This is a genomic window from Ramlibacter sp. GS1-15, assembly GCF_057785015.1.
In genome coordinates this window covers 2,387,878-2,414,755 of sequence record NZ_JBYNTU010000001.1, presented here as the reverse complement: position 1 = coordinate 2,414,755, position 26,878 = coordinate 2,387,878, and the positions used below count along the sequence as shown (strand labels likewise).

Sequence of the window (26,878 nt, the reverse complement as noted above, 5' to 3'; positions counted from 1 at the left end):
TCCCCAATGACATCTCCGATCGTCCGGCAGATGCGCGTCGTGCCCGTGGCGGGCCGCGACAGCATGCTGCTCAACCTCTCGGGCGCGCACGCGCCGTTCTTCACGCGCAACCTCGTCATCGTCACGGACAACGCCGGCCACACCGGCGTGGGGGAAGTGCCGGGTGGCGAGAAGATCCGCCAGACGCTGGAGGACGCGCGGCCGCTCGTCGAAGGCCAACCGGTGGGCGGCATGAACGCGATCCTGCACGCGATGCGCACGAAGTTCGCGGACCGCGACGCGGGCGGCCGCGGCCTGCAGACGTTCGACCTGCGCACGACCATCCACGCCGTCACGGCCGTGGAGTCGGCGCTGCTCGACCTGCTGGGCCAGCACCTGGGCGTGCCGGTGGCGGCGCTGCTCGGCGAAGGGCAGCAGCGCGAATCGGTGCAGATGCTCGGCTACCTGTTCTACGTCGGCGACCGCCGCAAGACCGACCTCGCGTACGACAACGGCGCGGGCGCCGAGGACGACTGGACGCGCCTGCGCCACGAGGAGGCGCTGACACCGCAAGCGGTGGTGCGCCTGGCCGAAGCCGCGCAAGCGCGCTACGGCTTCCAGGATTTCAAGCTGAAAGGCGGCGTGCTGCGCGGCGAGGAAGAAGTCGACGCGGTGCGCGCCTTGCACGAGCGCTTCCCGCAGGCACGCGTCACACTCGACCCGAACGGCGGCTGGCTGCTGAAGGACGCCATCCGCCTGATGCGCGACATGCACGGTGTGCTCGCCTACGCGGAAGACCCCTGCGGCGCGGAAGAAGGCTTCTCGGGCCGCGAAGTGATGGCTGAGTTCCGCCGCGCAACGGGCCTGCCGACGGCGACGAACATGGTGGCGACCGACTGGCGCCAGCTGGCACACGCGTTGTCGCTGCAAGCGGTGGACATCCCGCTCGCCGACCCGCATTTCTGGACGATGCAGGGATCGGTGCGCGTGGCGCAGACCTGCCGCGACTGGGGCCTGACCTGGGGCTCGCATTCGAACAACCATTTCGACGTGTCGCTCGCGATGTTCACGCACGTCGGCGCCGCCGCGCCGGGCAAGGTGACGGCGATCGACACGCACTGGATCTGGCAGGATGGCCAGCGCCTCACGAAGGAGCCGCTGCGCATTCGCGGCGGCTGCGTCGATGTGCCGAAGAAGCCGGGCCTGGGCATCGAACTCGACATGCCGGAAGTGGAAAAGGCGCACGCGCTTTACAAGCAGCACGGCTTGGGTGCGCGCGACGACGCGACCGCGATGCAATACCTGGTGCGTGGGTGGAAGTTCGACCCGAAGCGCCCCTGCCTCGTGCGCTGACGCACCGGGCACGGTCCTGCAAGCTGCCGTTGACCACACGGTAGCTTAACCACAATCCCGACGGGAGTGTGGTGTATTTCGCGCGCGACATCGGCGTGCGATCAACACTCAACGCACAAATCGCACACTGCGGCGACTCGCGCTTTCCCTAGGCGCGCGAGAGGAACTGCGGCCCCCTTGTTTTTATCTACCGTTCACCTACAGTGAACCCGGAAACGCGCTGACAGACGACAACCCGCGACACGCTGTCTCCAGGAGTACAGTGGTGTGGCATTGACCGGAAGAACGCCAGCGCTCAAGCAGTCGACACGAAGGAGGTTTCTTCATGGATGTGATCCGCAATTTCCTCGAGCGTTACGAACAGACGCGAGAGGAAGAACTGTCGCTCGAGGAGTACCTCGATCTGTGCAAGCGCGACAGGATGGCGTATGCGACCGCGGCCGAGCGCATGCTCGCGGCGATCGGCGAGCCCGAAATGGTCGACACGCGCCATGATCCCCGGCTTTCGCGGATCTTCGGCAACAGGAGCATCCGGATCTATCCGGCGTTCAAGGATTTCTACGGCCTCGAGGAGCCGATCGAGCAGGTCGTCTCGCACTTCCGCCACGCGGCCCAGGGGCTGGAAGAGAAGAAGCAGATCCTCTACCTGCTGGGGCCGGTGGGCGGCGGCAAGTCGTCGATCGCCGAGCGCCTCAAGCAGCTGATGGAGCAGGTGCCGTTCTACGCGCTCAAGGGCTCGCCCGTGAACGAATCGCCGCTGGGCCTGTTCTCCAACGAGGAGGACAGCCCGCTGCTGGAGCAGCAGTACGGCATCGCGCGCCGCTACACGCAGAAGATCATGTCGCCCTGGGCCGTGAAGCGGCTGGAGGAGTTCGGCGGCGACGTGCGCAAGTTCAAGGTCGTCAAGCGCTTCCCGTCGATCCTCAAGCAGATCGCGATCTCGAAGACCGAGCCGGGTGACGAGAACAACCAGGACATCTCGTCGCTGGTCGGCAAGATCGACATCCGCAAGCTGGAGACCTACGCCCAGGACGATCCGGACGCGTACAGCTACTCCGGCGGCCTGTGCCTGGCGAACCAGGGCCTGCTCGAATTCGTCGAGATGTTCAAGGCGCCGATCAAGGTGCTGCACCCGCTGCTCACCGCCACGCAGGAGGGCAACTTCAAGGGCACCGAGGGGTTCGGCGCGATCCCGTTCGACGGCATCGTGATGGCCCACTCGAACGAATCCGAGTGGAAGGCCTTCAAGAACAACAAGAACAACGAAGCCTTCCTCGATCGTATCTACATCGTCAAGGTGCCGTATTGCCTGCGTGTGACGGAGGAAGTGCACATCTACGAGAAGCTGCTTCGCAACTCGTCGCTCAAGGAGGCGGTGTGCGCCCCCGGCACGCTCAAGATGATGGCGCAGTTCTCCGTGCTCACGCGCCTGAAGGAGCCCGAGAACTCCAGCATCTTCTCCAAGATGCTGATCTACGACGGCGAGAACCTCAAGGACACCGACCCGAAGGCCAAGAGCTACCAGGAGTACCGCGACTACGCGGGCGTCGACGAGGGCATGACGGGCATCTCGACGCGGTTCGCGTTCAAGATCCTGTCGAAGGTCTTCAACTTCGACAGCAACGAGGTCGCGGCCAATCCGGTGCACCTGATGTACGTGCTCGAGCAGCAGATCGAGCGCGAGCAGTTCGCGCCCGAAACGGAGCAGAAGTACCTCTCGTACATCAAGGAACACCTGTCGAACCGCTACGCGGAATTCATCGGCAAGGAAATCCAGACGGCCTACCTCGAGTCCTACTCGGAGTACGGGCAGAACATCTTCGACCGCTACGTCACGTACGCCGACTTCTGGATCCAGGACCAGGAATTCCGCGACACCGACACGGGCGAGATCTTCGATCGCGCCGCGCTCAATGCCGAGCTCGAGAAGATCGAGAAGCCGGCCGGCCTGTCGAACCCGAAGGATTTCCGCAACGAGATCGTGAACTTCGTGCTGCGCGCCCGCGCCAACAACGCCGGCAAGAATCCTGTGTGGACGAGCTACGAAAAGCTGCGCACCGTGATAGAAAAGAAGATGTTCTCGAACACCGAGGACCTGCTGCCGGTGATCAGCTTCAATGCGAAGGCCAGCGCCGACGAGCAGAAGAAGCACGAGGACTTCGTGAACCGCATGGTCGAGAAGGGCTACACGACGCGCCAGGTCCGCCTGCTCTGCGAGTGGTACCTGCGCGTGCGCAAGAGTTCCTGAGGCCGCCGGAGAGGGTCGAGACGGAGAAGAAGTGGTTTCCCTTCCCAAGCCGGAGCGTTCCATGCTCCACCAGGTGATCGACCGGCGTTTGTCCGGCAAGAACAAGTCGATCGGCAACCGCGAGAGGTTCCTGCGCCGCTACCGCGAACAGATTCGCGATGCCGTGCGCAAGGCGGTGGGCGACCGCAGCATCAAGGACATCGAGCAGGGCACGGACATCTCCTTGCCCAAGCGCGACGTGTCCGAGCCGGTCTTCAACCACGGCCCCGGCGGCACGCGCGAGATCGTGCATCCGGGCAACCGCGAGTACGTGAAGGGCGACCGCATCCAGCGTCCGCAAGGCGGGGCGGGTGGCGCGGGCGGCCGGGGCGCTTCGCCGGATGGGCAGGGCGAAGACGACTTCGTCTTCCGCATCACGCGCGAAGAGTTCATGAACTACTTCTTCGACGACCTGGCGCTGCCGCGGCTCATCCGTACGCAATTGCTGGCCGACGTGCCGGAATGGAAGACGCGCCGCGCCGGTTACGTCTCGGAGGGCAACCCGACCAGCCTGCACGTGGTGCGCTCGATGCGCGTGGCGCTGGGGCGGCGCATCGCCATGGGCGGGGATGCGCGTCCCGAATTGCGCAGGCTCGAAAAGCTCCTGGACGAATTGAAGGACGAAGACGCTCCCGGCACGCAGATCGCCAAGGTCGAGGAGGAAATCCGCCATGTGCGCGCCCGGCTGGCGCGCGTGCCCTTCCTCGACCCGTTCGACCTGCGCTACCGCAACCGCGTGCGCGAGCCGCTGCCCACCAGCAAGGCCGTCATGTTCTGCCTGATGGACGTGTCCGGCTCCATGGACGAGGCGCGCAAGGATCTGGCCAAGCGCTTTTTCATCCTGCTGTACCTGTTCCTGTCGCGCCATTACGAGAAGACCGAGGTGATCTTCATCCGGCACCACACGCAGGCGGCGGAAGTCACGGAAGACGAGTTTTTCCACGCGACCGAAAGCGGCGGCACGGTGGTGTCGTCGGCGCTCACGCTGATGCACGAAATCATCCGCGACCGTTACACCAGCTCCGAGTGGAACATCTACGGCGCGCAGGCGTCGGACGGCGACAACTGGCAGCAGGATTCGTCCAAGTGCCGCGAGCTGCTCGACGACAAGCTGCTGCCGCTGTGCCGCTACTTCGCCTATGTGCAGGTGGCGGACGAAGACCAGAACCTGTGGGAAGAGTATGCGCGGGTGCGCGACTCGAACATGAACTTCGCGATGCAGAAGATCGTGACGCCCGCTCAGATCTTCCCCGTGTTCCGCGACCTGTTCAAGAAACAACCGGCGGGGACCGCATGATCACCGACGACGTCAGGCCGAAGTCGAAACGCCTGCCCTCTCCATCCGATTGGACCTTCGAGCTGATCGAGGAGTATTTCGAGGCGATCAAGGAGACGGCGCACAGCTTCGGCCTCGATACCTACCCGGTCCAGCTCGAGCTGATCTCGGCCGAGCAGATGCTCGACGCCTACGCGTCGGTCGGCATGCCGGTGAACTACCGCCACTGGTCGTTCGGCAAGCAGTTCATCTCCAGCGAAAAGAGCTACCGCCGCGGCCACATGGGCCTGGCCTACGAGATCGTCATCAATTCCGATCCGTGCATCGCGTACCTCATGGAGGAGAACACGATGCCGATGCAGGCGCTGGTCATGGCGCACGCCTGCTTCGGGCACAACTCCTTCTTCAAGGGCAATTACCTGTTCCGCATGTGGACGGACGCGAGCTCGATCATCGACTACCTCGTGTACGCCAAGAGCTACATCGCCGAGTGCGAGGAGCGTCACGGGCTCGATGCCGTCGAGGAGATCCTCGACGCCTGCCATGCGCTGATGCACCATGGGGTGGACCGCTACCGTCGGCCGCAGAAGATCTCGATGGTCGAGGAAGAGCAGCGCCGCAAGGAGCGCGAGGCCTACCTGCAGCAGCAGGTGAACGACCTGTGGCGCACGCTGCCCAGGGCAGCGGGCAAGCAGTCGAAAAAGGAACACCGGCGCTTCCCGGAAGAGCCGCAGGAAAACATCCTGTACTTCATCGAGAAGAACGCGCCGCTGCTGGAGCCGTGGCAGCGCGAGATCGTGCGCATCGTGCGCAAGATCGCCCAGTACTTCTACCCGCAGCGCCAGACGCAGGTGATGAACGAGGGCTGGGCCACGTTCTGGCATTACACGCTGCTCAACGACATGTATGACCGCGGCATGCTGACCGACGGCTACATGATGGAGATCCTGTCCTCGCACACGAACGTCGTGTTCCAGCCGCCCGTGGGCCACCCGGCGTACAGCGGCATCAACCCGTACGCGCTGGGTTTCAACATGTTCTGCGACCTGCGCCGCATCTGCGAGAACCCGACGGATGAGGACCGCGAGTGGTTCCCCGACATCGCAGGCAGCGACTGGCGCAAGACGCTGGACTACGCCATGCGCCACTTCAAGGACGAGAGCTTCATCGGGCAATACCTCTCGCCGCGGATGATGCGCGACTTCCGGCTGTTCGCTATCGTGGACGACTCCACGCAGAAGGAACTGGAGGTGTCCGCCATCCACGACGCGAGCGGCTACCGGCGCGTGCGCGAGGCGCTGTCGCGCCAGCACGACCTGAACTGGCGCGAGCCGAACATCCAGGTGTGGAACGTCAACCTGCGCGGCGACCGCTCGCTCACGTTGCGCCACACGCGCAACAACGACCGGCCGCTGGACAACGGCGCCGAGGAAGTCGTCAAGCACGTCGCGCGTTTGTGGGGTTTTCGCGTACGCCTGGAAAGCGTCGACAGCCATGACCGCGTGCTGCAGCACTGGGAAGTGACGCCGGTGCCACACGGCTGAGCTGGCGTAACAACTTACTACACCCAACGGGCGAACAGCCGGGCAGTATTCGCGCCCAGCGCTGCGCGGGCGCGCTGCGCGCAACTTCCTGGGAGGAATCCGAATGAAGCTCGCTCATGTTGCGGTGGCGCTGGCGACCGCTACCTTGGCCGCGACGTCGCACGCGCAGGTCGTGATGCAAGGCGCCGAGCAGTCCCCCGCAGTCCACTCGGCCCACCTGCCGAGCTTGCGCGGCGCGATGGCGCAGACCGAAGGCATCGGCGCCGAACATCGCGTGCGCCCCTTGCGCCAGATCCCTCTGGTCGATGCACCCGGCCTGGCTGCCGATCCCGTCGTGCACGGCGCAGGTCCCACGGCCGCGGTGACCCCCGGGCTGGGGTTCGACGGTATCAATGCGGGTGCGTTCGGAACCACCTCGCGTTACGCGCCGCCCGACACCACGGGCGCGGTCGGCGCCACGCAATACGTGCAATGGGTGAACGTGAGCCTCGCGGTGTACGACAAGGCCACGGGTGCGCGCGTGATGGGTCCCGTCGCCGGCAACACGCTGTTCCAGCCGCTGGGCGGCGCATGCGCGACCAGCAACGATGGCGATCCCGTCGTGCAATACGACAAGGCGGCGGGGCGTTGGGTGCTCTCGCAATTCGCGGTGCCCGGCGGCAGCGCCGGCTACTGGCAGTGCGTCGCGGTGTCGCAAACCTCCGACGCGACCGGTGCGTACAACCTGTACGCGTTCCAGTACAGCATGATGAACGATTACCCGAAGATGGGCGTGTGGCCGGACGGCTATTACGTCACGTTCAACATGTTCAACAGCACCTTCCAGGGCGCGAAGGTGTGCGCGTACGACCGCGCGGCGATGCTGGCCGGGCAGCCGGCCACGCAGCAATGCTTCCAGCTCTCGTCGAGCTACGGCGGCCTGCTGCCCGCGGACCTCGATGGATCGACACCGCCGCCCGCCGGCTCGCCCAACTACATCGTGAGCCGTCTGTCGGGTTCCAGCTCGCTGGGCTTGTGGAAGTTCCACGTCGACTGGAACAACGCCGCCAACACGACGCTCACCGGCCCGATCTCGATTCCGGTCGCCGCCTACAACGCGGCCTGCGCAGGCGGCACGTGCGTGCCGCAGCCCGGCACGAGCCAGAAGCTGGATTCGCTGGCCGACCGGCTGATGTTCCGCCTGGCCTACCGCAACATCAACGGCGTCGAGCGCATGGTGGTGAACCACTCGGTGCAGGTGAACAGCACGAACAAGCGCGGCTCGGGCAACTCCGCGGTGCGCTGGTACGAGATCCGCGACATGTCGGCAACGCCGACGATCTTCCAGCAGGCGTCGTACAGCCCCGACACGACCTACCGCTGGATGGGCAGCATCGCGATGGACAAGCAGGGCAACATGGCCGTGGGCTATTCCAAGTCGAGCACCAGCGTGGTCCCGAGCCTGGCGTTCGCGACGCGGCTCGCGTCCGACCCGGCGGGCTCCCTCGGTGCGGAGGCGACCATCATCACCGGGGGCGGCTCGCAGCTGTCGAACCTGAGCCGCTGGGGCGACTACACGCACATGAGCGTGGACCCGGTGGACGACTGCACGTTCTGGTACACGGGCCAGTACCTGCCCGCGAATGGCACCTTCAACTGGAACACGCGCATCGCGTCGTTCAAGATCGCCGGCTGCCAGTGAGGCGGTGATGCGGCCCGGGCTGGCGCCCGCGCTGCTCGGCGTCGTGTGCGCGGGCGCGCTGGCGGTGCTGTGGTGGGCGGATCGCCCGCCGGCCCCGCTGGCCCCGCCGGCACCCGGCGCAGTCGCCCGCAACGCACCGGCGGGCGACGATACGGCGCGAGCGGCGCCGTCCGCTGCGACGGCGCGCACACCCGGTGCGGCGGCGCGAACGGCAGCGGACCCGATCGGCACCGCGCCCGACCTCAAGCGTGTGTTCGACGATTACTCGATCCGCAGCGACCCGGTGTCGCAACGCATCGCGGCGCGCGCGTTCGGCGCGTGCGTTCCCGCGTTCCTCGGCTCGCAGGGCGAGACGCCCTCACCGGAGCCGCTGATCCGCGCGCTGCCTGCCCAAGACCGCGCCGCCCGCGAAGCCGCGTACCGGTCGCTGTTCGCGCGCTGCGCGGGCATCGCGGGTGAGCCGCGCGACGTGGTGCAAGGAACGCTGCGCAGCCTGAAGGACTCCGCGTCCGCCCAAGAGCCCGGCGTGCGTGCCGTCGAGGACCTGCAGGCCGGCCGCTTCGATCGTGTCGACGTGCTGGTGGCCCAAGGCCTGGCCGCGAGCGACCCCGCGGCGGTGGCAGGCATGGCGGGTGTCGCCTCGGCGCTCGCGCAAACGCGGGGAGCCGATGCCGCGTTGGTCCAGCGCGCGCAGGAGGTGGATGCGGCGCTGCCGCTCGTGGCCTGCGACCTCGGCCTCGACTGCAGCGCGAGCGCTCTCGCCGCACTGCAACTGTGCGCGGCCGAGGGCGCATGCGACGGCGACTACCGCACGCGCGTGGCGTCACGCTACGCGAACCTCGACGCGTCGCGTGTCCAGGCCGAACGGGCGCGCCTGCTCGCGCTCATTCAGTCGGGCAGGCCGCTCGCTTCCAGCGACCTGCTGCCCTGATGTTCAAGGCACCTTCTTCAGGATCGCAGACACTTCGTCGCGCGTGAAGGCGCGCAAGGTCTGCATCTTGATGTTGCCCTGGCCGGAGAGAGCAAGCGCGAATGCGACGGCCGATTGCTCGTCATTGGCCTCCAGGAGGGTGACGACGTCGTACTGGCCCTGCGTCCAGAGGATTTCCTTCATCTTGACGCCGAAGCCGGCCGCCGCTTCCTTCGCCGCGTCGGCGCGGCTGACGGTGTTCTTGACGGTGCGCAGACCCTGTTCCGTGAAATTGATCAGGACGACATAGCTGGGCATGGCTCTCTCCTTGCGATCGGGGGCTTGCAGATTAGGCGGCGACCCGCCGTTTTTCAAACCGCGCCAGCTCGACGGCGCAAGGCTTCGAAGGACACCAGCTCGCCCGCCAGGGCGCTGGCCATCACGGTCGGTGGGCTCGCGAGCCACACCTGGCCCGGGCCCGACCGGCCAGGGAAGTTGCGATTGATCGCGCTCACCGTGACCTGCGAGGCCGCGGTCGAGGAGCCCGGTCCGCAGTTCGCGCACGCGCCGCACGACGGCTGCAGGATGCGTGCGCCCGCCGCCGCGAACGTGCGGTCGTAGCCGCGCTCGACGCAGTAGTCCCGCACGGCGGTCGTGCCGTACTGGAGATAGAGCTGCACGTGCGGCGAGATGCGCAAGCCGCGCGCGAGTCCCCAGGCCAGCACCTCGTGATAGTGGTCGAAATCCTCGCGCTTGCCGGCAGTGCAGGAGCCGCCATAGGCGATGTCGATCTTCACGTGTTCGCGCAAGGTGTCGAGCGGCGTTGCGTTGCCCGGGTCGCCCGGCGACGCGACGTACGGGGACAGCCGCGAGCAATCGACACGGATCGTCGCGGCGTAATGCGCGCCTTCGTCGCTGCGCATCCACGGCTCGATGGTGAAGTCGACGCCGCGCCGCTCGCGCAGGAAGCGCGCGGTCTCGTGGTCCGGCGCGACGATGCCGGTGAGCCCGCCGAGTTCGGCCGTCATGTTGGTGAGCGTCGCGCGTTCGTCGATGGACAGCCTGGCGATCGCGCTGCCGGCGAATTCGAAAACCTTGCCCACGCCGCTGCCGGCGCGGATCGGCGGCAGCGCGAGCAGGTGCAGCACGATGTCCTTCGCGGTGACGCCGGGCGCGACCGGGCCGTCGAGCTGGATGAGGAGCGACTCGGCCATCGTGAGTCGCACGGCCCCCGTGACGAAGGCGTTCGCCATGTCGGTGGTGCCGATGCCGAACGCGACGCAGCCCAAGGCACCGCTGTGCGGCGTGTGCGAATCGGTGCCCGCGATCAGCTGGCCGGGCAGGGCGTAGTGCTCGGCCATCATCGCGTGCGAGATGCCGGCGGCATCGCCGCCCGCCGCCGACGCGGCTTCCTCGTCGGTCAGCGTGCGATGGAAGCGCAGCCCCTGGCGCGCGACGAAATCGCGCTGCGCCTGCACCATGGTGCGCATGTTGGGCACCAGCCCCGCTTTCAGGTGCGCGGGGCTCTGCCCGATGTACGAGGTGTGGTCCTCGAAGACCACGATGGACGCCGGATCGCGCAGCGGCACCCCCGCCAGTTCCGAATCCAGCATGTGGGCCGCCATGCCGGTGTAGTACTCGTGGATGAAGCGCCAGTCCGCGCGGACGAAGACACCGTCGCCGGGCCGGGGCTGTGCGGGCGTGACCGGTGTTTCGAGCAGGTGACGCGCGACGATCTTTTCGAACAGGGTGAGCGGACCTTGCGCGGGCTGCGGGGCGGGGCGCGCGTCGCGCAGGTACTGCTGCCCGAAGGCGAGCAGCCCGCCGCTGCGCACGATGCGCGTGGCGAGTTCGTCGCGTCCCGCAAGGATCTCGTCGAGGCCCACGGCTTCGCCCCGTTCGATGCGCGCCAGCAGCGAGAAGTCCGTCGATGTGAGCAGGCCGATGTTGTCGGCGTTCTGGCGGTAGATCCGTTCGAAGCTGCGCGCGACGACGATGCGGATGCCTGCGTAGCTTTCGGCTGCCGGGCTGTGTTCGCGCGACGATCCCTTGCCGTAGCGTGCGCCCGCCACGGTGACGCTGAAACCCGCGGCCTGCACGGTCCCGGCAGCCACTGGCGTCTGCGCCCCGCATTTCAGTCCGGTGTACGCGAAGCGAGCGAGCTTCGCGTCGTAGTGGGACATGATCGCCACCGGCGTGATCTCGTCGGTGGACACGTCGTCGCGCAATTCGCCGGCCTCGCCGGGCGTGAGCCGTTCACCCGCGAGCTGTCGCCGGACCGCCTGCGGATCCGTGCAGAGATAGAGGATGCGTGGCGCAGGGCCGAGGGCCAGGAGTTCGTTCATGGGGCACGGAATCTCGCCAGGTGTTCGACGAGCAGTTGGGCCGCCGGCGGGAGCGAGTCCGCGTCCCGGAACAGCACGATGAAGCGCCGCTCGGCCCAGGGTTCGGCGAGCGGGATGATCTTGAGGCCGTAGGCCTGCGCGTAGATTTCCGCGACCTCGCGCGGCACGATGCTGATCGCCAGGCCCGCGCGCACCACGCGCAGGGCCGCCTCGAAATTGGTGACGATGATGCGCTGGCGCAGCGGCAGCGCCAGTTGGGCGGCGGCGCGGTGCATCAGCACCTGCACGGCGCTGTTCACGGGCAGGCTCACGTGCTCGTACTCGAGCGTTTCCTCGAAGCGCAGCTTCTTGCGGCTCGCGAGCGGGTGGGCGCGGGGCACCACCATCGCCAGGTGGTCGCTGCGATAAGGCCGCGACCGCAAGGTGCCGATGGCTGCCGCATCCCAGCACACACCCAGCGACGCCGCGCCTTCGCGGATGCCGCGAACGATCTCCGGACTGACGCGCTCTTCCAGGTCGACCTGGATGTTCCTGTGCGCCGGGATCTTCAGGAACGACGCGACGTCGTCGGCCAGCGATTCCGCCAGGGCCGACGCCGAGGCGAGGATGCGCACCTGTCCGCGCACGCCGGAAGCGAAGGCGCCCATGTCGCGCTCGATGCGTGCGGCGCTCGCCAGCATCGCGCGCGCGTGCTCGAGCAGCGCATTGCCCGCCTCGGTCGGGACGACGCCGTGCCGCTTGCGTGCGAGCAGGGGCGTGCCCAGCGCCTCTTCGAGTTGCGCCAGGCGCTTGCTGATCGCGGAGCCGACGATGTTGGCCTTCTCGCCGGCGCGCGCGATGTTGCCCGTCTCGCAGACGGTCACGAACAGCCGCAGGGTGGTGAGATCGAGGTCGCGCAAGATATTCCCGATCGGAACGTCAAGGCTTCCAAACGGTCGAAGAAATTTCGTTCAGGAAATTCTAGACTTGCATCCATGCCGCAACAAGTGATCATTCGCGAGATGGGCCTGCGCGACGGCCTGCAAAGCATCGCCACCGTCGTTCCCACCGAAGCGAAGAAGGAGTGGCTGCGCGATGCCCATGCCGCGGGCCAGCGCGAGATCGAGGTCGGCTCGTTCGTGCCGGCACGCCTGCTGCCGCAGCTCGCGGACACGGCCGAGGTGCTGGCCTTCGCGCAGACGCTGCCGGGCCTGAAGGCTTCGGTGCTCGTGCCCAACATGAAGGGCGCCCAACGCGCGATGGAATGCAAGGCCGAGCTGATGCTGCTGCCGCTGTCGGCCAGCCACGCTCACAGCCTGGCCAACCTGCGCAAGACGCCCGACGAGGTCGTGGCGGAGATCGCGCGCATCGTCGACGAGCGCGACGCCTCGGGCTCCAGGACCCGGATCGAGATCGGCATCAGCACGGCGTTCGGCTGCACGATCCAGGGCCAGGTCGATGTCGCCGAAGTCGTGCGGCTGGTGAAGGCCGTGCTGGATTCGGGCGTCGACGCCGTGAGCCTCGCCGACACGGTGGGTTATGCCGATCCCGCGATGGTCAGGCGCGTCTTCGAAGCCGTGCTGCCCATCGCGCGGGGCAAGCTCAATTGCGCGCATTTCCACGACACGCGTGGCCTGGCGCTCGCCAACGTGTATGCCGCGCTCGAGCTCGGCATCACGCGGTTCGACGCGAGCATCGCCGGCATCGGCGGCTGCCCGCATGCCCCGGGCGCGAGCGGCAACGTGGCGACTGAAGACGTGGCGTACATGCTCGCCAGCATGGGGGTCGAAGTGGGCCAGGACTTCGATGCGCTGATCGCCTTGCGTGCCAAGGTCGCGCAATGGTTGAAGGGCGAATCGCTGCACGGCCACGTGTGGCGCGCCGGCCTGCCGAAGACGATGAAGAAGGAATCGAAGGAGGCGGACCATGCGTGACCCGGCCGTGCCGCAGCCGCTCAAGGGCCTGCGTGTGGTGGAGTTCACGCACATGGTCATGGGCCCGACCTGCGGCATGGTGCTCGCGGACATGGGCGCGGAAGTGATCAAGGTCGAGCCTGTCGACGGCGACCGCACGCGCAATTTGCTCGGCGCGGGAGCGGGTTTCTTCCCGATGTTCAATCGGAACAAGAAGAGCATCGCGCTCGACCTGCATTCGCCCGAAGGTGCCGAAGCGGCGCGCAGGCTGTGCGCGACGGCCGACGTGGTCGCCGAGAACTTCAAGCCCGGCACGATGGCCAAGTACGGGCTCGACTACGCGAGCATCAGCGCCGGCAATCCGAAGGTGATCTACGTGAGCCACAAGGGCTTCCTGCCCGGGCCCTACGAGCACCGCACCGCGCTCGACGAGGTCGTGCAGATGATGGGCGGGCTCGCCTACATGACGGGCCGGCCCGGCGACCCGATCCGCGCGGGCACCAGCATCAACGACATCATGGGCGGCCTATTCGGTGCCATCGGCACGCTCGGCGCGCTGGTGCAGCGCGGCATCACCGGCCGCGGCATGGAGGTCCAGTCGGCGCTGTACGAGAACAACGTGTTCCTCGTCGGCCAGCATATCCTGCAGTACGCGGTGACGGGCGAGCATCCCGCGCCGATGCCGGCGCGCAAGAGCCCGTGGGCGATCTACGACGTGTTCACGGTGAAGGACGGCGAGCAGATCTTCCTGGCAGCCGTGAGCGATGCACAATGGAACACGTTCTGCGACGCGCTGGGCTTCGCGGACCTGAAGGCCGAGCCCGAACTCGCGACCAACAACATGCGCGTGCAGCAGCGCCCGCGGCTCCTGAAAGAGCTGGCGGAGCGGCTCGCGCAGCGCAGCGCGACCGACATCGCGGCGACCATGGAGAAGGCAGGCCTGCCGTTCGCGCCGATCCGCAAGCCGGAAGACCTGCTCACGGACGAACACCTGCTCGCCACCGGGGGCCTGGCCGACGTGAAGCTGCCGGACGGGCCGCGCGCGGGCGAGACGGTGAAGACGACGCTGTTCCCGATCACGATGGACGGCGCGCGCCTGCCGGTGCGCATGGACCCGCCGAAAATGGGCGAGCACACCCGCGAATTGCTCGAAAGCCTGGGCTACACCGATGCGCAGATCGACGAGTTGCGCACCAAGGCTGTCATCAACTGAAGGAGACAAGACATGATCAATCGCCGTGACTTCGCGGCTTCGCTCGCCGCCGCGACGCTCGCGCCCGCGGCCTTCGCGCAGATCGGCGAGAAGCCGGTCCGGTTCATCCTCCCCGTCGCGCCGGGCTCGGGCGTCGACACCATCGTGCGCGCGAGCAGCCAGGCACTGTCGAAGTCGCTCGGCCATCCGGTGGTGATCGAGAACCAGCCGGGCGCCGGCGGCGTGATCGGCACGGCCACGATGATCAAGTCGGCGCCCGACGGCCTGACGCTCTCGGTCGTGTCGAACAACCACGTGATCTACCCGAGCGTGCTCAAGTCCGTGCCGTTCGACCCGCTGAACGACATCACGCCCATCGCCGTGATCGGCTCGACACCGCTCGTGCTGGTGGTGAACCCGAAGGTGCCGGCGCGCAACGCGAAGGAGCTGATCGCGCTGATCAAGTCCAGGCCCGATGCGGTCAACTACGGCTCGTCGGGCAACGGCACCATCCTGCACCTCGCGGCCGAGATGTTCCTCGACGAGGCGGGCGTGAAGGCCAAGCACATCCCCTACAAGGGCGTCGGGCCGATGCTCACGGACCTGATGGGCGGGCAGGTGGACTTCGGCGTGCTCGCGCTGCCCTCGATCCAGGGACAGCTGAAGCAAGGCTCGCTGCGCGCGATCGGCACCTCGTCGCCGCAACGGCTCGCCGCCGCGCCGGATATCCCGACCTTCGCCGAGCAGGGCCTGCCGCGCTACATCGTCGACGGCTGGTTCGCCGCCGTGGGGCCGAAGGGCCTGCCCGCCGCCGAGGTCAAGCGCATCCACGATGCGTTCGAGACGGCCTTCGCCACGCCCGAAGTGAGGGAAGCGATGGCCAGGCAGGGGAACACGATCGCGATCTCCACGCCCGAGGCGGCGCAGTCGTTCTTCCGCAGCGAGTTCGCGAAGTACGCGGCGCTCGTGAAGAAAGCGGGCCTGGAACCGCAGTGAACGTTCAGACGGTGCGGATCACCGAGATGTGGTCCGTGCCGCTTTCGGGCAGCCACACCTCGCCATGGCGGCCCTGGATTTCGCGCACGGCGATGCCGGAGCGCGGGAACTTGTAGGGCTCGAACTTCTCGGTGCGCGGATCGAACGACAGCACCGCGTCGCCGCCGAAGTCGCTCACCCACACGATATCGCGGTCGTCGACGAACACCGCGTAGGTCATCGGCTTGGCGCCCGGCAACTTCCATTGCCGCCATTCGCCCGATTTCGGGTCGTGCATGGACAGCTGGCCGGCCAGCCATTCGCTCACCCACAGGCGGCCGCGGCCGTCGCTCCAGATGCGGCGTGCGCCCTGGTCGGGCGTGGGCGGCTCGACCACCGTGGATTCGGCGGTCTTGCGGTCCATGTGCGCGATGAACGATCCGGCCAGCGAACACCACCAGATGTCACCCGCTGGTGTAGCGCAGATGCCGTACGGCCCGCGGCCGCGCGGTGCGGCCTTCGCCGTGACCTGGCCGGTCTTCACCGCGACCTTGCCCACATAGCCGGCCTGGCCCGTGAACCACAGGTCGCCATCACCGTCGAAGGCGCAGGTGTTGAGGTTCGCGTCCGGGGCGTTGGCAGGTAGCGGAAAGACCTTCACTTCGCGCTGCGGCCACGAGACACGCACGATCGCGTTCTGTCCGCTGTCCGTGATCCACGCCGCCTTGTCCGGGCCTTGCACCACGCCGTGGGGCGATGAGCCACGTCCGAGCGCGACCAGTTCGGCATTGCCGGTCTTCGGGTCGAACCACCCGAGATGGCCGCTGCCTTGCGCCGTGAACCACACGCCGCCGTCGGGCGCAGGCGAGACGTCGTGGATGCCGGCCCGACGCGGGGTCTTCAGCGGCCAGGACTGGGTTCGGGGTTGCGCAAGCGCCAGGCTGGGTAGCGCGATGACGCTGGCGCTCGCGACGAAGCCGCGGCGGGAGACAGGCATGGCAGGCTCCTTTCGCCTGCCATGTTACGTCGTCAGGCGTCGCCCCACACCTCGCGCGCGGTCTCCACCACGAGCTGCAACTTCTTGCGCTGGTCATCCACGGCGATCAGGTTGCCGTGCACGGTGCTCGAGAAGCCGCATTGCGGCGAGAGCGCCAGCTGTTCCATCGGCGCGTACTTCGATGCCTCGTCGATGCGGCGCTTGAGCGTGTCCTTGCTCTCGAGCTGGCCGAACTTGGTCGTCACCAGACCGAGCACGACGGTCTTGCCCTTGGGCAGGTAGCGCAGCGGGCGGAAGTCGCCCGAGCGGTCGTCGTCGTACTCCATGAAGTACGCGTCGATGTCCATTTCCTTGAGCAGCGCCTCGGCGACCGGCTCGTAGTTGCCTTGCGCGGCGAAGGTGCTCTTGAAGTTGCCGCGGCACAGGTGCATCGCCAGCAGCATGCCCTGGGGCTTCTGCGCGACCACCTTGTTGATGAACTTCGCATAGCGGTGCGGCAGCTCGTTCGGGTCGTCCCCGCGCTGGCGCGCCGCCTCGCGCATCTTCTCGTCGCACAGGTAGGCGAGGTTGGTGTCGTCCATCTGCACGTAACGCGCGCCGGCCTCGTACAGCGAGCGCAGCTCGTCGCCGTAGGCCTTCGCGACGTCGTCGTAGAACACCGGGTCGAGCTCGGGATACGCCTCCTTGCTGATGCCCGCGCGCCCGCCGCGGAAGTGCAGCATGGTGGGCGAGGGGATCGTGACCTTGGGCGTGTGGCCCGCGCTCACCTGCGACTTCAGGTACTCGAAATCGGCGCGCTGGATGTCCTTGGCGTGGCGCACCTTGTCGATCACGCGGATCACGGGCGGTGCGAGCTCTTCGGTGCCGTCGGGCTTCTTGATCGTGACCGGGATGTCGGTCTTCACGCCGCCGAGCTGCTCCAGGAAATCGATGTGGAAGTAGGTGCGGCGGAACTCGCCGTCCGTGATGCTCTTGAGGCCGATGTCCTCCTGGAACTTCACGATCTCGGTGATCGCCTTGTCCTCGACCTCGCGCAGCTGCGCCGGCGTGATCTCGCCCTTGGCCTTCTTCTCGCGCGCTTCCAGCAGGTACTTGGGCCGCAGGAAGCTGCCGACATGGTCGTAGCGGGCGGGGAGTTTCATCATGGTGGTGTCTCCTAGAGGTCGAGGACGAGCACGGGCGATTTTGCGCGAGAACAGCAGGGCGTGAACTGGTCGTGCTTCGCCTTCTCCTCGTCGGTGAGGTACAGGTCGCGGTGGTCGCATTCGCCTTCGAGCACGCGCGTGAGGCAGGTGCCGCACACGCCTTGCTCGCAGGAGGTGAGGATCTCGATGCCCTCGGCGGCGAGCGCCTTCACGACAGTGGTGTCGGCGGGCACCGGGATCGTGCGCCCGCTGCTGGCGATCTTCACCTCGAAGGCGCGGTCGCCGCTGGTGTCCTGCGGCGCGGCGGCGAAGAATTCCACGTGCACCTGGCCGGGCGGCCAGCCGCAGGCTTTGGCCGAGTCCGTGACGAACTGGATGAAGCCGGCAGGGCCGCAGATGTACAGGTGCGTCTGGGGCTCGACCAGCGCGAGCAGGCGGGCGATCTGCAGCTTCTGGTCTTCCGGGCCGTCGTCGAAGTGGTAGTGCACGCGCGACGCAAAAGGCGAAGCGTCGATCTCGTCCACGAAGGCCGTCTTCGATTTCGAGCGCGTGCAGTAGTGCAGCTCGAAATCCGCGCCGACGGCGGCCAGCCGCTGCGCCATGGCGAGCAGCGGCGTGATGCCGATGCCGCCGGCGAACAGGATCGTGCGCACCGCGTGCACCAGCGGGAAGTGGTTGCGCGGCTCGCTGATCGTGAGCACGTCCCCTTCGCGCAGGGCGTCGTGCATCGCGACCGAGCCGCCGCGCGACTGGGCGTCGCGCAGCACGGCGATGCGGTAGACGTGCCGCGCGGAAGAGTCGTTGCACAGCGAATACTGGCGCGTGAGGCCACCGGGCACGTGCACGTCGATGTGCGAGCCGGCGCTGAAGGCGGGCAGGGGGCCGCCATCGGCGCGTGCGAGTTCGAAACTCGTGATGCCTTCGGCCTCCTGCTTCCTGCGCAGGACCTTGACTTCGAGCTGCGTCACGCGGCGGCCTTCATCGGCTGTTCGGCCGCGACCATCCGGTCGATGATGCGGCGCGACTGCACGCCGCCGGCGTCGATGTTGAGCATGAGCAGGCGCCGTTGCGGCCATTGCAGCAGGTTGCGCTGCTGCGCCTCGAGCACCTGCGTGTCCTCGGCGAACACCTTGCCCTGGCCTTCGCGGATCTGCGCCGTGAGCTGCTCGTCCTTCACGTTGAAGTTGCGCGCCATGCCCCAGAAGTACCACATCGAGGTCTCGGTCTCGGGCGTGAGGAAGTCCACCACGATCGAGTAGACCTTGTCCTTCGGGTCGGCGTGGTAGCCGCCGCGGCCGGCGAGCGCGACGCCGACTTCGATCATCACGTGGCTGGGCGGCGAGAAATGGCAGACCTGCCAGCGGTCCACCGGCTGGTCGTCGGGCAGGCCGTTGCCGCGCAGGTTGGCCTGCCAGAACGGCGGGGCCATCACGTTGTCCATGAAGCGGCTCACCGTCACATGGTCGCCTTCGGTCTTGGTGGTCACCGGCGTCTCGTCGATCTCCTTCTGGCCGATGGAGGTCGAATGCACGTAGGTCTCGTGCGTCAGGTCCATCAGGTTGTCGACCATCAGGCGGTAGTCGCACTTCACGTGGTACAGCCCGCCGCCATAGGCCCAGTCCGGGCTCTCGGCCCACTCAAGATGATGGATCGTCGCGGGATCGGCCAGCGCCGCATCGCCCGGCCACACCCAGATGAAGCCGTATTTCTCGACGGCGGGGAAGGTGCGGATCTTCGGGAAGCCCTGCACGCGCTGCAGCGGCATGGAGACGGTCTTGCCGTCGCAACCCATCGCCAGGCCGTGGTAGCCGCACACGAGCGCGCCGTCGCACACGGTGCCGAGCGACAGGGGCGCGCCCCGGTGCGGGCAGAAGTCCTCGGTGGCAGCGACCTCGCCGGGGCGCGGGCGCCAGAACACGATCTTCTCGTTGCAGATGGTGCGGCCGAGCGGCCGGCCATCGATTTCGTCGGGCGTGGCCGCGACGTACCAGGCGTTCTTGGGAAACATGGCCGGCAGGATACTCGATGTATACAATGCGCTCAAGCCGGAATCGGGTTTCCAGAGTAATAGCTGGTATTCCAAACCCTGAAATCCGGCGGACATGTATACAGGAGCCGCCATGCCGACACGCACGAAAGCCGTTGCCGCCCCCGTCGAGACCGAGGGCTCGCAAGCCGTGAAGGCACAGTTGCGGCTGCGCGAGCTCATCCTCGCGGGCGAGCTGGCCGCGGGTTCGCGCATCGCCGAGCTCGCGATCGTCGACAAGCTCGGCATGTCGCGCACGCCCATCCGGGCGGCCCTGATGCGGCTGGAGCAGGAAGGGCTGCTCGAGGCGTTGCCCGGTGGCGGCTATGCCGTGCGCACGTTCTCCGAGCGCGACGTCTCGGATGCGATCGAGATGCGCGGCACCGTCGAAGGGCTGGCCGCGCGCCTGGCGGCCGAGCGTGGCGCGCCCGCCGTGGTGCTGGCCGAGGCGCGTCAGTGCATTGCGCAGATCGACGCGGTGCTCGCGCAGCCGCGGCTGAATGACGCTGCCTTCAGCCGCTATGTCGAGCTCAACCGGCGCTTCCATCACCTGCTGAGCGAAATGGCCGGCAGCGCCGTGATCGCGCGCGAGCTGGAGCGGGTGGTCAATCTTCCGTTTGCATCGCCCTCGGCCTTCGTGCTGGTGCAGGCGAATTCCGGGCATTCGCGCGACATGCTGGTGGTCGCACAGGACCAGCACCGCGAAGTCATCGAAGCCATCGAGAACCGCGAGGGCGCGCGCGCCGAGGCCATCATGCGCGAGCACTCGCGCATCGCCCAGCGCAACCTGCGCGAGGCCGTGCGCAGCCATCACCTTCACCGCCACATGCCCGGCGTGCGCCTCATCCGGCAGCGAAGCTGATCGCCTGCTCGGCTATTTCAATTTCGCATAACTGCTAGACGGCCCCCCGCTTTGCGGCATGGGAGGGGACGGCGAGAATTGCTCACTTCCCACCAGGAGACAAGCATGCACAAGAGAACGTTCGTGCGCGCGGTTGCCGTTGCAGCCGCCCTGAGCGCCAGCGGACTGGCCTTCGCGCAAGGCGCGCCGTTCAAGATCGGCCTGATCCTCCCGATGACGGGGCAGCAGGCGACCACCGGTCGCCAGATCGAAGCGGCGGCCAAGCTGTGGGTGGCGCAGAACGGCGACACGGTCGCGGGCCGCAAGGTGCAATTGATCGTCAAGGACGACACGAGCTTGCCCGACGTGACGCGCCGCGTCGCCCAGGAACTGGTGGTGAACGAGAAGGTGGACGTGCTCGCGGGCATGGGCATCACGCCCTCGGCGCTCGCCGTCGCGCCGATCGCCACCCAATCGAAGACGCCGCTGGTCGTGATGGCCGCGGCCACGTCGAGCATCACGGAGGCTTCGCCCTTCGTCGTGCGCACCAGCTTCACGCTGCCGCAGGCGTCGGTCGCCATGGCCGACTGGGCGCCCAGGAACGGCATCAAGACGGTGGTGACTCTCGTGACCGACTACGGCCCGGGCATCGACGCGGAAAAGTATTTCACCGAGCGTTTCGCATTCAACGGCGGGAAGATCGCCGACAAGCTGCGCGTGCCGCTGCGCAACCCGGACTTCGCACCCTTCCTGCAGAAGGTGCGCGACCTCAAGCCCGATGCGCTGTTCGTGTTCGTGCCCTCGGGCGCCGGCGCAGCCGTGATGAAGCAGTTCGGCGAGCGCGGCATGGACAAGGCCGGCATCAAGCTGATCGGCACCGGCGACGTGACCGACGACGACCAGCTCAATGACATGGGCGACGTCGCGCTGGGCGTCGTGACTTCGCACCACTACTCGGCGGCGCATCCCTCGCCCGCCAACAAGAAGTTCGTGGCGGAATTCCAGAAGGCCAACAAGGGCCTGCGCCCGAACTTCATGGCCGTGGGCGGCTACGACGGCATGCGCGTGATCTACGAAGCGCTGAAGAAGACCGGCGGCAAGGGCGGCGGCGAAGCGCTCGTCGCCGCGATGAAGGGCCAGATCTTCGAAAGCCCGCGCGGTCCCGTCTACATCGACGCGCAGACCCGCGACATCGTCCAGAACATCTACCTGCGCAAGGTGGAGAAGAAGGACGGGCAGCTGTGGAATACCGAGTTCGACGTCATCAAGGACGTGAAGGACCCGGGGAAATCAAAGTGAAAACGTGGCCTGACGGCCCCGTCCTTCGATGCTGACCATCCTCTTCGACGGCATCGCCTACGGGATGCTGCTGTTCATCCTCGCCGTCGGCCTGGCGGTGACGATGGGCTTGATGAACTTCATCAACCTCGCGCACGGCGCATTCGCGATGGTCGGCGGCTACATCACGGTGCTGCTGATGCAACGGCTCGGTGTGCCGTTCCTCGTGTGCCTGCCGATCGCCTTCGCCGGCGCGGCGCTGCTCGGCGCCGTGGCCGAGCGCACGCTCTACCGGCCGCTGTATCGCAAGCCGCACCTGGACCAGGTGCTGTTCTCGATCGGCCTCGTCTTCATGGCCGTCGCCGCGTTCGACTACTTCGTGGGCTCGACCCAGCAGATCGTCCAGTTGCCGGCGTGGCTGAAAGGCCGCACCGAGATCGGCAGCGACCCGTGGACGCTCGGCATGGGCCACTACCGCCTGTTCATCATCGCGGTGTGCGCGGCCGTCACGGTGCTGCTGCAGTGGATCCTCTCGCGCACGCGCTTCGGCAGCCGCTTGCGCGCGTCGGTCGACGACCAGCGCGTCGCCGCGGGCATGGGCATCAATGTCAACGTGGTGTTCCTCTCCACGTTCGCGTTCGGCTCGGGCCTGGCCGGCCTGGGCGGCGCGCTCGGCGCGGAAGTGCTGGGGCTGGACCCGACGTTCCCGCTCAAGTTCATGATCTATTTCCTCATCGTGGTGGCCGTGGGCGGTACGTCGTCGATCACCGGCCCGCTGCTCGCGGCGCTGCTGCTGGGCATCGCCGACGTCGCGGGCAAGTACTACATCCCCAAGATGGGCGCCTTCATCGTGTACGCGCTGATGATCGCGATCCTGCTGTGGCGTCCGCAAGGCCTGTTCACGCGCCAGGGCGGCAGGGCAGCATGACAGCGGCGCAGAAGTCCTTGCTCGGTGCGAGCCGGATCAAACCCTGGGAGCCGGTGCTGTGGCTGCTCGCGTTCGCCGTGCCGGTCGCCATGCCCAGCGAGGCGCTGATCGTCAACGAGATCGCGATCGTCGCGCTGTTCGCCGTGTCGCTCGACCTGGTGCTCGGGTTTTCCGGCATCGTGTCGCTGGGCCATGCGGCGTTCTTCGGCCTGGGCGCGTACACCGCGGCGCTGTTCTGCAAGCATGTGTCGCCCGATCCGCACCTGGGCCTGCTGGTCGCGATGCTGGTGACCGCGGCGCTGGGCCTGGTGGCGAGCTTCACCGTGTTGCGCGGCTCGGACCTCACGCGCCTGATGGTGACGCTGGGTGTGGCGCTGATCCTGCTGGAGCTGGCGAACAAGCTCGACTGGCTGACCGGCGGCACCGACGGCATCCAGGGCCTCATGTTCAAGCCGCTGCTCGGCCTGTTCGAGTTCGACCTGACGGGGCGCGTGGCGGCGTATTACTCGCTGACGGTCCTGCTGGTGCTGTTCCTGGTGGCGCGGCGCATGGTGAATTCGCCCTACGGCGCGACGCTGAAGGCGATCCGCGACAACCGCCTGCGGGCCATGGCGATCGGCATCCCGGTCCACGCGCGCCTCGTGTCGGTGTACACCGTCGCCGCGGCGATGGCGGGCGCCGCCGGCGCGCTCTTCACGCAGACCTCCGGCTTCGCGTCCCTTGACGTGTTCGAGTTCCACCGCTCGGCCGACCTGATGCTGATGCTGGTCGTCGGCGGCACCGGCTGGTTGTACGGCGGCGTCACCGGCGCGATCGTGTTCAAGTTGCTGCAGGACTTCCTGTCGTCGCAGACGCCGCAGTACTGGACGTTCTGGCTGGGCCTGTTCCTCGTCGTGCTGGTGCTGGTCGGGCGCGACCGGCTCTTCAAACCCTGGACCTGGTGGAAACGATGAACGACGTCGTGCTCTCGGCCCAGGGCCTGGTCAAGAAGTTCGGCGGCATCACGGCGACGAATGACGTGACGCTGAACGTGCGGCGCGGGGCACGCCACGCCTTGATCGGCCCGAACGGCGCCGGCAAGACGACGCTGGTCAACCTGCTCACCGGCGTGCTCACCCCGACGCAGGGGCGCATCGTGCTCGAAGGCGAGGACATCACCCAGCTCGCCCCGCACAAGCGAGTGCGGCGCGGCATGGTGCGTACCTTCCAGATCAACCAGCTGTTCGCGTCGATGACGCCGCTGGAAACGCTGGCGCTCGTCGTGTCGCAGCAGGCCGGCATCGGCACGAGCTTCTGGCGGCCGCTCGGCGCGCGGGCGCAGGTGGCGCAGCGCTGCGAGCAACTGCTGCAGCAGTTCCATCTTGCTGAAGTGATGAACCAGCGTACCGAGCACCTCGCCTACGGCAAGCGCCGGCTGCTGGAGATCGCGATCGCGCTGGCGTGCGAGCCGCGCGTACTGCTGCTCGACGAGCCGGTCGCGGGCGTGCCCGCGGGCGAGCGCGAGGAATTGCTGCAGACCGTGGGCGCGCTGCCCGCCGACGTCTCGGTGCTGCTGATCGAGCACGACATGGACCTGGTCTTCAGCTTCGCGGACCGCATGACGGTGCTGGTGAACGGCGGGGTTCTGACCGAAGGCTCGCCCGAGGAGATCGCGGCCAACGACGACGTGAAGGCGGTGTACCTGGGGCACGAGGTGGCACATGGCTGAACTGCTTCGGGTGGAGAACGTCAGCGCGGGCTACGGTGAAGCCGTGGTGCTCAATGGCGTGTCGTTCTCGCTCGGCGAGGGCCAGACCCTGGCGCTGCTCGGGCGCAACGGCACCGGCAAGACGACGCTGATCAACACGCTGGCGGGTGCCACACGCCAGCATGGCGGCACGATCGCGCTGGGCGGCCAGCCGTTGCACACGCTGCCTTCGCACCAGCGCGCGGCGGCGGGCATCGGCTGGGTGCCGCAGGAGCGCAATATCTTCAAGTCGCTGACGGTGGAGGAGAACCTCACCGCCGTCGCGCGGCCCGGGCGCTGGAACGTCGCTCGCGTGTACGAGATGTTCCCGCGCCTGGCCGAGCGCAAGACCAACCTCGGCACGCAGCTGTCCGGCGGCGAGCAGCAGATGCTGGCCGTGGGCCGCGCGCTGGTGGTCAACCCGAAACTTCTGTTGCTCGACGAGCCGCTGGAGGGCCTCGCGCCCATCATCGTCGCCGAAATGCTCAAGGCGATCGAGCGCATCACGCGCGAGGAGGGACTGGCGGCCATCATCGTGGAGCAGCATCCGCAGGCCATCCTGCGCATCTCGCAGCGCGCGGTGGTGCTCGATCGCGGCACGGTGGTGCACGTCAGCGGCGCCGACGAGCTGCTGGCTTCGCCCGACCTGCTGGACAAGCTGCTCGGTGTGGCACGATGAGCGGATGCTGAATCGCCGCCGGATCCTTTCTCTCGCCGCCGCCTTCTCCGGCATGGCCACGGCTGCCGAACCGGGCTGGCCGGCGAGGCCGATCCGCGTCGTCGTGCCTTTCGGCCCGGGCGGGATCGCCGACCTGACCGCGCGCGCGGTCGGTGAGGCATTGTCCACGCGGCTCGGCCAGCCCGTGGTCATCGACAACCGCCCGGGTGCCGGCGGCGTGACGGCGGGCGAGCTGGTCGCGCACGCGCAGCCGGACGGGTACACGCTCCTGCTCGTGAGCAACGGCACGGCCGTGAGCGCAGGGCTTTTCAGCCACCTCCCGTTCGATGCACGGAAGGACTTCGCGCCGGTGTCGTTGATCGGCACCTTCGACCTCGCGGTCCTCGTGCCGTCGAACTCGCCGCTGAAATCCATGGACGACCTGGTCGCGGCCGCGAAGGCCAGGCCCGGAAAATTGAACGTCGCAACGGTGAACGTCGGCAGCACCCAGAACCTCGCGGCCGAGTTGCTCAAGTCGCTCGTGGGTGTCGACGTCCAGGTGGTGCCGTTCAATGGCACGCCTGCCGTGGTCACGGCTCTGCGCGGGGGACAAGTCGATGCGGCCGTGGAAATCCTCGGGCCGGTGAAGGCGCAGGTCTCCTCGGGCGCGCTGCGCGTGCTCTCGACGATGGCCAGGTACGACGTGAGGTCGTGGAACGGGCTCGCCGCACCCGCGAAGACGCCGGGTGCCGTCATCGAGCGCCTCAATCGGGAGATCAACGCCGTGCTCGCGATGCCGGAAGTGAAGCAGAAGCTGGCGGCCCTGGACGTCGAGGCGCACGGCGGCACGCCGCAACAGCTCGCCGCACTGCTGGCGAGCGAGACCCGCCGCTGGGGCGAGGTGATCGCCCGCGCAGGCATCCCGAAGCAATGAAATGGGAGTCGACGGCATGAACCCGAAACGCATCGGCCTCATCGGCTACGGCGAGGTCGGCAAGATCTTTTCGAACGGCCTGAAGGCGCGCGCGGAAGCGGTGGGCGCCTGGGACCTGAAGTTCGCGCTGGGCCCGATCAGCGTCGCCGAGCTCGCGCATGCGGCCGGCGCGGGTGTCACGGCCCATGCATCGATGCGCGAGTTGTGCGAGGCCAGCGAGCTGGTCATTTCGGCCGTGACGGCCTCCAACACGCTCGTCGTGGCACAGGAAGCCGCGCAATGCATCCGTCCCGGCGCCGTGTTCCTCGACCTCAATTCCGCTTCGCCCGGCACCAAACAGAAGGCCGCGGCGGCGATCGACGCGGCCGGCGCGCATTACGTCGAGGCGGGCGTGATGACCTCGGTGCCCCCCTACGGCATCAAGGTGCCGATGCTGCTGGGCGGGGCACGCGCGAACGAACTCGCGTCGCTGCTTCAGTCCTGGGACATGGACGCCAGGGCGGTGAGCGAGAAGCTGGGCGTGGCGAGCGCGATCAAGATGTGCCGCAGCGTGATGATCAAGGGGCTGGAAGCGCTCGTGATCGAAAGCTACACGACCGCGCGCGCCTACGGCGTGGAGGACCACGTGCTGCCGACGCTGCAGGAAACCTTTCCCTCGATCGACTGGTCGCAGCAGGGCGCGTACTTCTACAGCCGCGTGGTGCAGCACGGCCAGCGCCGCGCCGAGGAGATGCGTGAGTCCGCCAATACGGTGAGGGAGGCCGGCTTCGAGCCGTTCATGGCCTCGGCCATCGCGGACAAGCAGCAGTGGGTGGCCGATCAGGCGAAGCAGGGCCTCTTCAAGGACGTCGCGAAGGGCGCGCGCTGGCAGGACTACGCCGACAAGCTGCTCGGACAGCGCAAGCGCTGAC

24 protein-coding genes are annotated in these 26,878 nt (G+C 67.4%); 17 read left to right on the top strand and 7 right to left on the bottom strand.

Going from position 1 to position 26,878, the window contains the following annotated elements; genetic code table 11:
* The first annotated feature begins 6 nt into the window (after nucleotides 1-6).
* The 6 genes from gudD to AC3EF3_RS12105 all read left to right on the top strand — a co-directional run bounded on the left by gudD (nucleotide 7) and on the right by AC3EF3_RS12105 (nucleotide 9,051).
* Nucleotides 7-1,332 (top strand): glucarate dehydratase, encoded by a 1,326-nt coding sequence (gene gudD / locus AC3EF3_RS12130; protein WP_488532406.1) that lies wholly within the window; start codon nucleotides 7-9, stop codon nucleotides 1,330-1,332.
* 325 nt (nucleotides 1,333-1,657) lie between these two features.
* Nucleotides 1,658-3,580 carry a PrkA family serine protein kinase gene (locus tag AC3EF3_RS12125; RefSeq protein ID WP_488532405.1) on the top strand — a complete coding sequence of 641 codons (1,923 nt, stop codon included), beginning with the start codon at nucleotides 1,658-1,660 and terminating at the stop codon, nucleotides 3,578-3,580.
* Nucleotides 3,581-3,641: 61 nt separating this feature from the next.
* Entirely contained in the window at nucleotides 3,642-4,916 is a 1,275-nt protein-coding gene (locus tag AC3EF3_RS12120) for a YeaH/YhbH family protein (protein WP_488532404.1), read from the top strand.
* Nucleotides 4,913-6,439 carry a SpoVR family protein gene (locus AC3EF3_RS12115; RefSeq protein ID WP_488532403.1) on the top strand — a complete coding sequence of 509 codons (1,527 nt, stop codon included), beginning with the start codon at nucleotides 4,913-4,915 and terminating at the stop codon, nucleotides 6,437-6,439. Before AC3EF3_RS12120 ends, AC3EF3_RS12115 begins: the two co-directional genes overlap by 4 nt.
* A 103-nt stretch (nucleotides 6,440-6,542) precedes the next feature.
* Complete coding sequence (locus AC3EF3_RS12110) at nucleotides 6,543-8,120, top strand: hypothetical protein (RefSeq protein ID WP_488532402.1); 1,578 nt, start codon at nucleotides 6,543-6,545, stop codon at nucleotides 8,118-8,120.
* Nucleotides 8,121-8,127: 7 nt separating this feature from the next.
* Nucleotides 8,128-9,051 (top strand): hypothetical protein, encoded by a 924-nt coding sequence (locus AC3EF3_RS12105; protein ID WP_488532401.1) that lies wholly within the window; start codon nucleotides 8,128-8,130, stop codon nucleotides 9,049-9,051.
* Between the two features lie 3 nt (nucleotides 9,052-9,054).
* Here the strand turns inward: AC3EF3_RS12105 and AC3EF3_RS12100 are convergent, their stop codons facing one another.
* Genes AC3EF3_RS12100 through AC3EF3_RS12090 form a run of 3 tightly spaced genes read right to left on the bottom strand, consistent with a single transcriptional unit; the run spans nucleotide 9,055 to nucleotide 12,274 of the window.
* Entirely contained in the window at nucleotides 9,055-9,348 is a 294-nt protein-coding gene (locus AC3EF3_RS12100) for a GYD domain-containing protein (protein WP_488532400.1), read from the bottom strand.
* Nucleotides 9,349-9,401: 53 nt separating this feature from the next.
* Nucleotides 9,402-11,375: an aconitase family protein gene (locus AC3EF3_RS12095; RefSeq protein ID WP_488532399.1), complete on the bottom strand. Its 1,974-nt coding sequence runs from the start codon at nucleotides 11,373-11,375 to the stop codon at nucleotides 9,402-9,404.
* Entirely contained in the window at nucleotides 11,372-12,274 is a 903-nt protein-coding gene (locus tag AC3EF3_RS12090; protein WP_488532398.1) for a LysR substrate-binding domain-containing protein, read from the bottom strand. The genes AC3EF3_RS12095 and AC3EF3_RS12090 overlap by 4 nt, the downstream gene beginning before the upstream one ends.
* Before the next feature lie 75 nt (nucleotides 12,275-12,349).
* Here AC3EF3_RS12090 and AC3EF3_RS12085 point away from each other — a divergent pair, with 75 nt between their 5' ends.
* Genes AC3EF3_RS12085 through AC3EF3_RS12075 form a run of 3 tightly spaced genes read left to right on the top strand, consistent with a single transcriptional unit; the run spans nucleotide 12,350 to nucleotide 15,455 of the window.
* Entirely contained in the window at nucleotides 12,350-13,288 is a 939-nt protein-coding gene (locus AC3EF3_RS12085) for a hydroxymethylglutaryl-CoA lyase (RefSeq protein ID WP_488532397.1), read from the top strand.
* Nucleotides 13,281-14,480 (top strand): CaiB/BaiF CoA transferase family protein, encoded by a 1,200-nt coding sequence (locus AC3EF3_RS12080; RefSeq protein WP_488532396.1) that lies wholly within the window; start codon nucleotides 13,281-13,283, stop codon nucleotides 14,478-14,480. The genes AC3EF3_RS12085 and AC3EF3_RS12080 overlap by 8 nt, the downstream gene beginning before the upstream one ends.
* 12 nt (nucleotides 14,481-14,492) lie before the next feature.
* On the top strand, nucleotides 14,493-15,455 hold the full coding sequence (locus tag AC3EF3_RS12075; protein WP_488532395.1) for a Bug family tripartite tricarboxylate transporter substrate binding protein: 963 nt from the start codon (nucleotides 14,493-14,495) through the stop codon (nucleotides 15,453-15,455).
* A gap of 4 nt (nucleotides 15,456-15,459) precedes the next feature.
* On the opposite strand, the gene AC3EF3_RS12070 is transcribed toward AC3EF3_RS12075, so the two are convergent.
* The 4 genes from AC3EF3_RS12070 to AC3EF3_RS12055 are packed head-to-tail and all read right to left on the bottom strand — an operon-like array spanning nucleotide 15,460 to nucleotide 19,584.
* Nucleotides 15,460-16,431: a Vgb family protein gene (locus tag AC3EF3_RS12070; RefSeq protein ID WP_488532394.1), complete on the bottom strand. Its 972-nt coding sequence runs from the start codon at nucleotides 16,429-16,431 to the stop codon at nucleotides 15,460-15,462.
* A gap of 32 nt (nucleotides 16,432-16,463) precedes the next feature.
* A complete protein-coding gene (locus AC3EF3_RS12065; RefSeq protein ID WP_488532393.1) occupies nucleotides 16,464-17,576 on the bottom strand; it encodes a 5-methyltetrahydropteroyltriglutamate--homocysteine S-methyltransferase in 1,113 nt (370 codons plus the stop codon).
* Nucleotides 17,577-17,587: 11 nt separating this feature from the next.
* Nucleotides 17,588-18,544 carry a PDR/VanB family oxidoreductase gene (locus AC3EF3_RS12060; RefSeq protein WP_488532392.1) on the bottom strand — a complete coding sequence of 319 codons (957 nt, stop codon included), beginning with the start codon at nucleotides 18,542-18,544 and terminating at the stop codon, nucleotides 17,588-17,590.
* Nucleotides 18,541-19,584, bottom strand: a complete 1,044-nt coding sequence (locus AC3EF3_RS12055; RefSeq protein ID WP_488532391.1) for an aromatic ring-hydroxylating dioxygenase subunit alpha — start codon at nucleotides 19,582-19,584, stop codon at nucleotides 18,541-18,543. Before AC3EF3_RS12055 ends, AC3EF3_RS12060 begins: the two co-directional genes overlap by 4 nt.
* A 112-nt stretch (nucleotides 19,585-19,696) precedes the next feature.
* Between AC3EF3_RS12055 and AC3EF3_RS12050 the strand changes: the two genes are divergently transcribed.
* From AC3EF3_RS12050 to AC3EF3_RS12015, 8 genes are all read left to right on the top strand, one after another.
* A complete protein-coding gene (locus AC3EF3_RS12050; protein WP_488532390.1) occupies nucleotides 19,697-20,464 on the top strand; it encodes a GntR family transcriptional regulator in 768 nt (255 codons plus the stop codon).
* Nucleotides 20,465-20,569: 105 nt separating this feature from the next.
* The gene (locus AC3EF3_RS12045; RefSeq protein WP_488532389.1) at nucleotides 20,570-21,742 is read left to right on the top strand and encodes an ABC transporter substrate-binding protein; all 1,173 of its coding nucleotides are present in this window, start codon (nucleotides 20,570-20,572) and stop codon (nucleotides 21,740-21,742) included.
* A gap of 28 nt (nucleotides 21,743-21,770) precedes the next feature.
* Nucleotides 21,771-22,649, top strand: a complete 879-nt coding sequence (locus AC3EF3_RS12040; RefSeq protein WP_488532388.1) for a branched-chain amino acid ABC transporter permease — start codon at nucleotides 21,771-21,773, stop codon at nucleotides 22,647-22,649.
* The gene (locus tag AC3EF3_RS12035; protein ID WP_488532387.1) at nucleotides 22,646-23,602 is read left to right on the top strand and encodes a branched-chain amino acid ABC transporter permease; all 957 of its coding nucleotides are present in this window, start codon (nucleotides 22,646-22,648) and stop codon (nucleotides 23,600-23,602) included. Before AC3EF3_RS12040 ends, AC3EF3_RS12035 begins: the two co-directional genes overlap by 4 nt.
* Nucleotides 23,599-24,357, top strand: a complete 759-nt coding sequence (locus tag AC3EF3_RS12030; protein WP_488532386.1) for an ABC transporter ATP-binding protein — start codon at nucleotides 23,599-23,601, stop codon at nucleotides 24,355-24,357. Before AC3EF3_RS12035 ends, AC3EF3_RS12030 begins: the two co-directional genes overlap by 4 nt.
* Nucleotides 24,350-25,054 carry an ABC transporter ATP-binding protein gene (locus AC3EF3_RS12025; RefSeq protein ID WP_488532385.1) on the top strand — a complete coding sequence of 235 codons (705 nt, stop codon included), beginning with the start codon at nucleotides 24,350-24,352 and terminating at the stop codon, nucleotides 25,052-25,054. The genes AC3EF3_RS12030 and AC3EF3_RS12025 overlap by 8 nt, the downstream gene beginning before the upstream one ends.
* 4 nt (nucleotides 25,055-25,058) lie before the next feature.
* Entirely contained in the window at nucleotides 25,059-25,967 is a 909-nt protein-coding gene (locus tag AC3EF3_RS12020) for a Bug family tripartite tricarboxylate transporter substrate binding protein (protein ID WP_488532384.1), read from the top strand.
* 16 nt (nucleotides 25,968-25,983) lie between these two features.
* A complete protein-coding gene (locus AC3EF3_RS12015) occupies nucleotides 25,984-26,877 on the top strand; it encodes an NAD(P)-dependent oxidoreductase (RefSeq protein WP_488532383.1) in 894 nt (297 codons plus the stop codon).
* The last annotated feature ends 1 nt before the right edge of the window (nucleotide 26,878 follow it).

Coding starts and splice junctions, on each gene's coding strand:
- gudD (WP_488532406.1), top strand. CDS start 7: ATGACATCTCCGATCGTCCGGCAGATGCGCGTCGTGCCCGTGGCGGGC.
- AC3EF3_RS12125 (WP_488532405.1), top strand. CDS start 1,658: ATGGATGTGATCCGCAATTTCCTCGAGCGTTACGAACAGACGCGAGAG.
- AC3EF3_RS12120 (WP_488532404.1), top strand. CDS start 3,642: ATGCTCCACCAGGTGATCGACCGGCGTTTGTCCGGCAAGAACAAGTCG.
- AC3EF3_RS12115 (WP_488532403.1), top strand. CDS start 4,913: ATGATCACCGACGACGTCAGGCCGAAGTCGAAACGCCTGCCCTCTCCA.
- AC3EF3_RS12110 (WP_488532402.1), top strand. CDS start 6,543: ATGAAGCTCGCTCATGTTGCGGTGGCGCTGGCGACCGCTACCTTGGCC.
- AC3EF3_RS12105 (WP_488532401.1), top strand. CDS start 8,128: ATGCGGCCCGGGCTGGCGCCCGCGCTGCTCGGCGTCGTGTGCGCGGGC.
- AC3EF3_RS12100 (WP_488532400.1), bottom strand. CDS start 9,348: ATGCCCAGCTATGTCGTCCTGATCAATTTCACGGAACAGGGTCTGCGC.
- AC3EF3_RS12095 (WP_488532399.1), bottom strand. CDS start 11,375: ATGAACGAACTCCTGGCCCTCGGCCCTGCGCCACGCATCCTCTATCTC.
- AC3EF3_RS12085 (WP_488532397.1), top strand. CDS start 12,350: ATGCCGCAACAAGTGATCATTCGCGAGATGGGCCTGCGCGACGGCCTG.
- AC3EF3_RS12080 (WP_488532396.1), top strand. CDS start 13,281: ATGCGTGACCCGGCCGTGCCGCAGCCGCTCAAGGGCCTGCGTGTGGTG.
- AC3EF3_RS12075 (WP_488532395.1), top strand. CDS start 14,493: ATGATCAATCGCCGTGACTTCGCGGCTTCGCTCGCCGCCGCGACGCTC.
- AC3EF3_RS12070 (WP_488532394.1), bottom strand. CDS start 16,431: ATGCCTGTCTCCCGCCGCGGCTTCGTCGCGAGCGCCAGCGTCATCGCG.
- AC3EF3_RS12065 (WP_488532393.1), bottom strand. CDS start 17,576: ATGATGAAACTCCCCGCCCGCTACGACCATGTCGGCAGCTTCCTGCGG.
- AC3EF3_RS12055 (WP_488532391.1), bottom strand. CDS start 19,584: ATGTTTCCCAAGAACGCCTGGTACGTCGCGGCCACGCCCGACGAAATC.
- AC3EF3_RS12050 (WP_488532390.1), top strand. CDS start 19,697: ATGCCGACACGCACGAAAGCCGTTGCCGCCCCCGTCGAGACCGAGGGC.
- AC3EF3_RS12045 (WP_488532389.1), top strand. CDS start 20,570: ATGCACAAGAGAACGTTCGTGCGCGCGGTTGCCGTTGCAGCCGCCCTG.
- AC3EF3_RS12040 (WP_488532388.1), top strand. CDS start 21,771: ATGCTGACCATCCTCTTCGACGGCATCGCCTACGGGATGCTGCTGTTC.
- AC3EF3_RS12035 (WP_488532387.1), top strand. CDS start 22,646: ATGACAGCGGCGCAGAAGTCCTTGCTCGGTGCGAGCCGGATCAAACCC.
- AC3EF3_RS12030 (WP_488532386.1), top strand. CDS start 23,599: ATGAACGACGTCGTGCTCTCGGCCCAGGGCCTGGTCAAGAAGTTCGGC.
- AC3EF3_RS12025 (WP_488532385.1), top strand. CDS start 24,350: ATGGCTGAACTGCTTCGGGTGGAGAACGTCAGCGCGGGCTACGGTGAA.
- AC3EF3_RS12020 (WP_488532384.1), top strand. CDS start 25,059: ATGCTGAATCGCCGCCGGATCCTTTCTCTCGCCGCCGCCTTCTCCGGC.
- AC3EF3_RS12015 (WP_488532383.1), top strand. CDS start 25,984: ATGAACCCGAAACGCATCGGCCTCATCGGCTACGGCGAGGTCGGCAAG.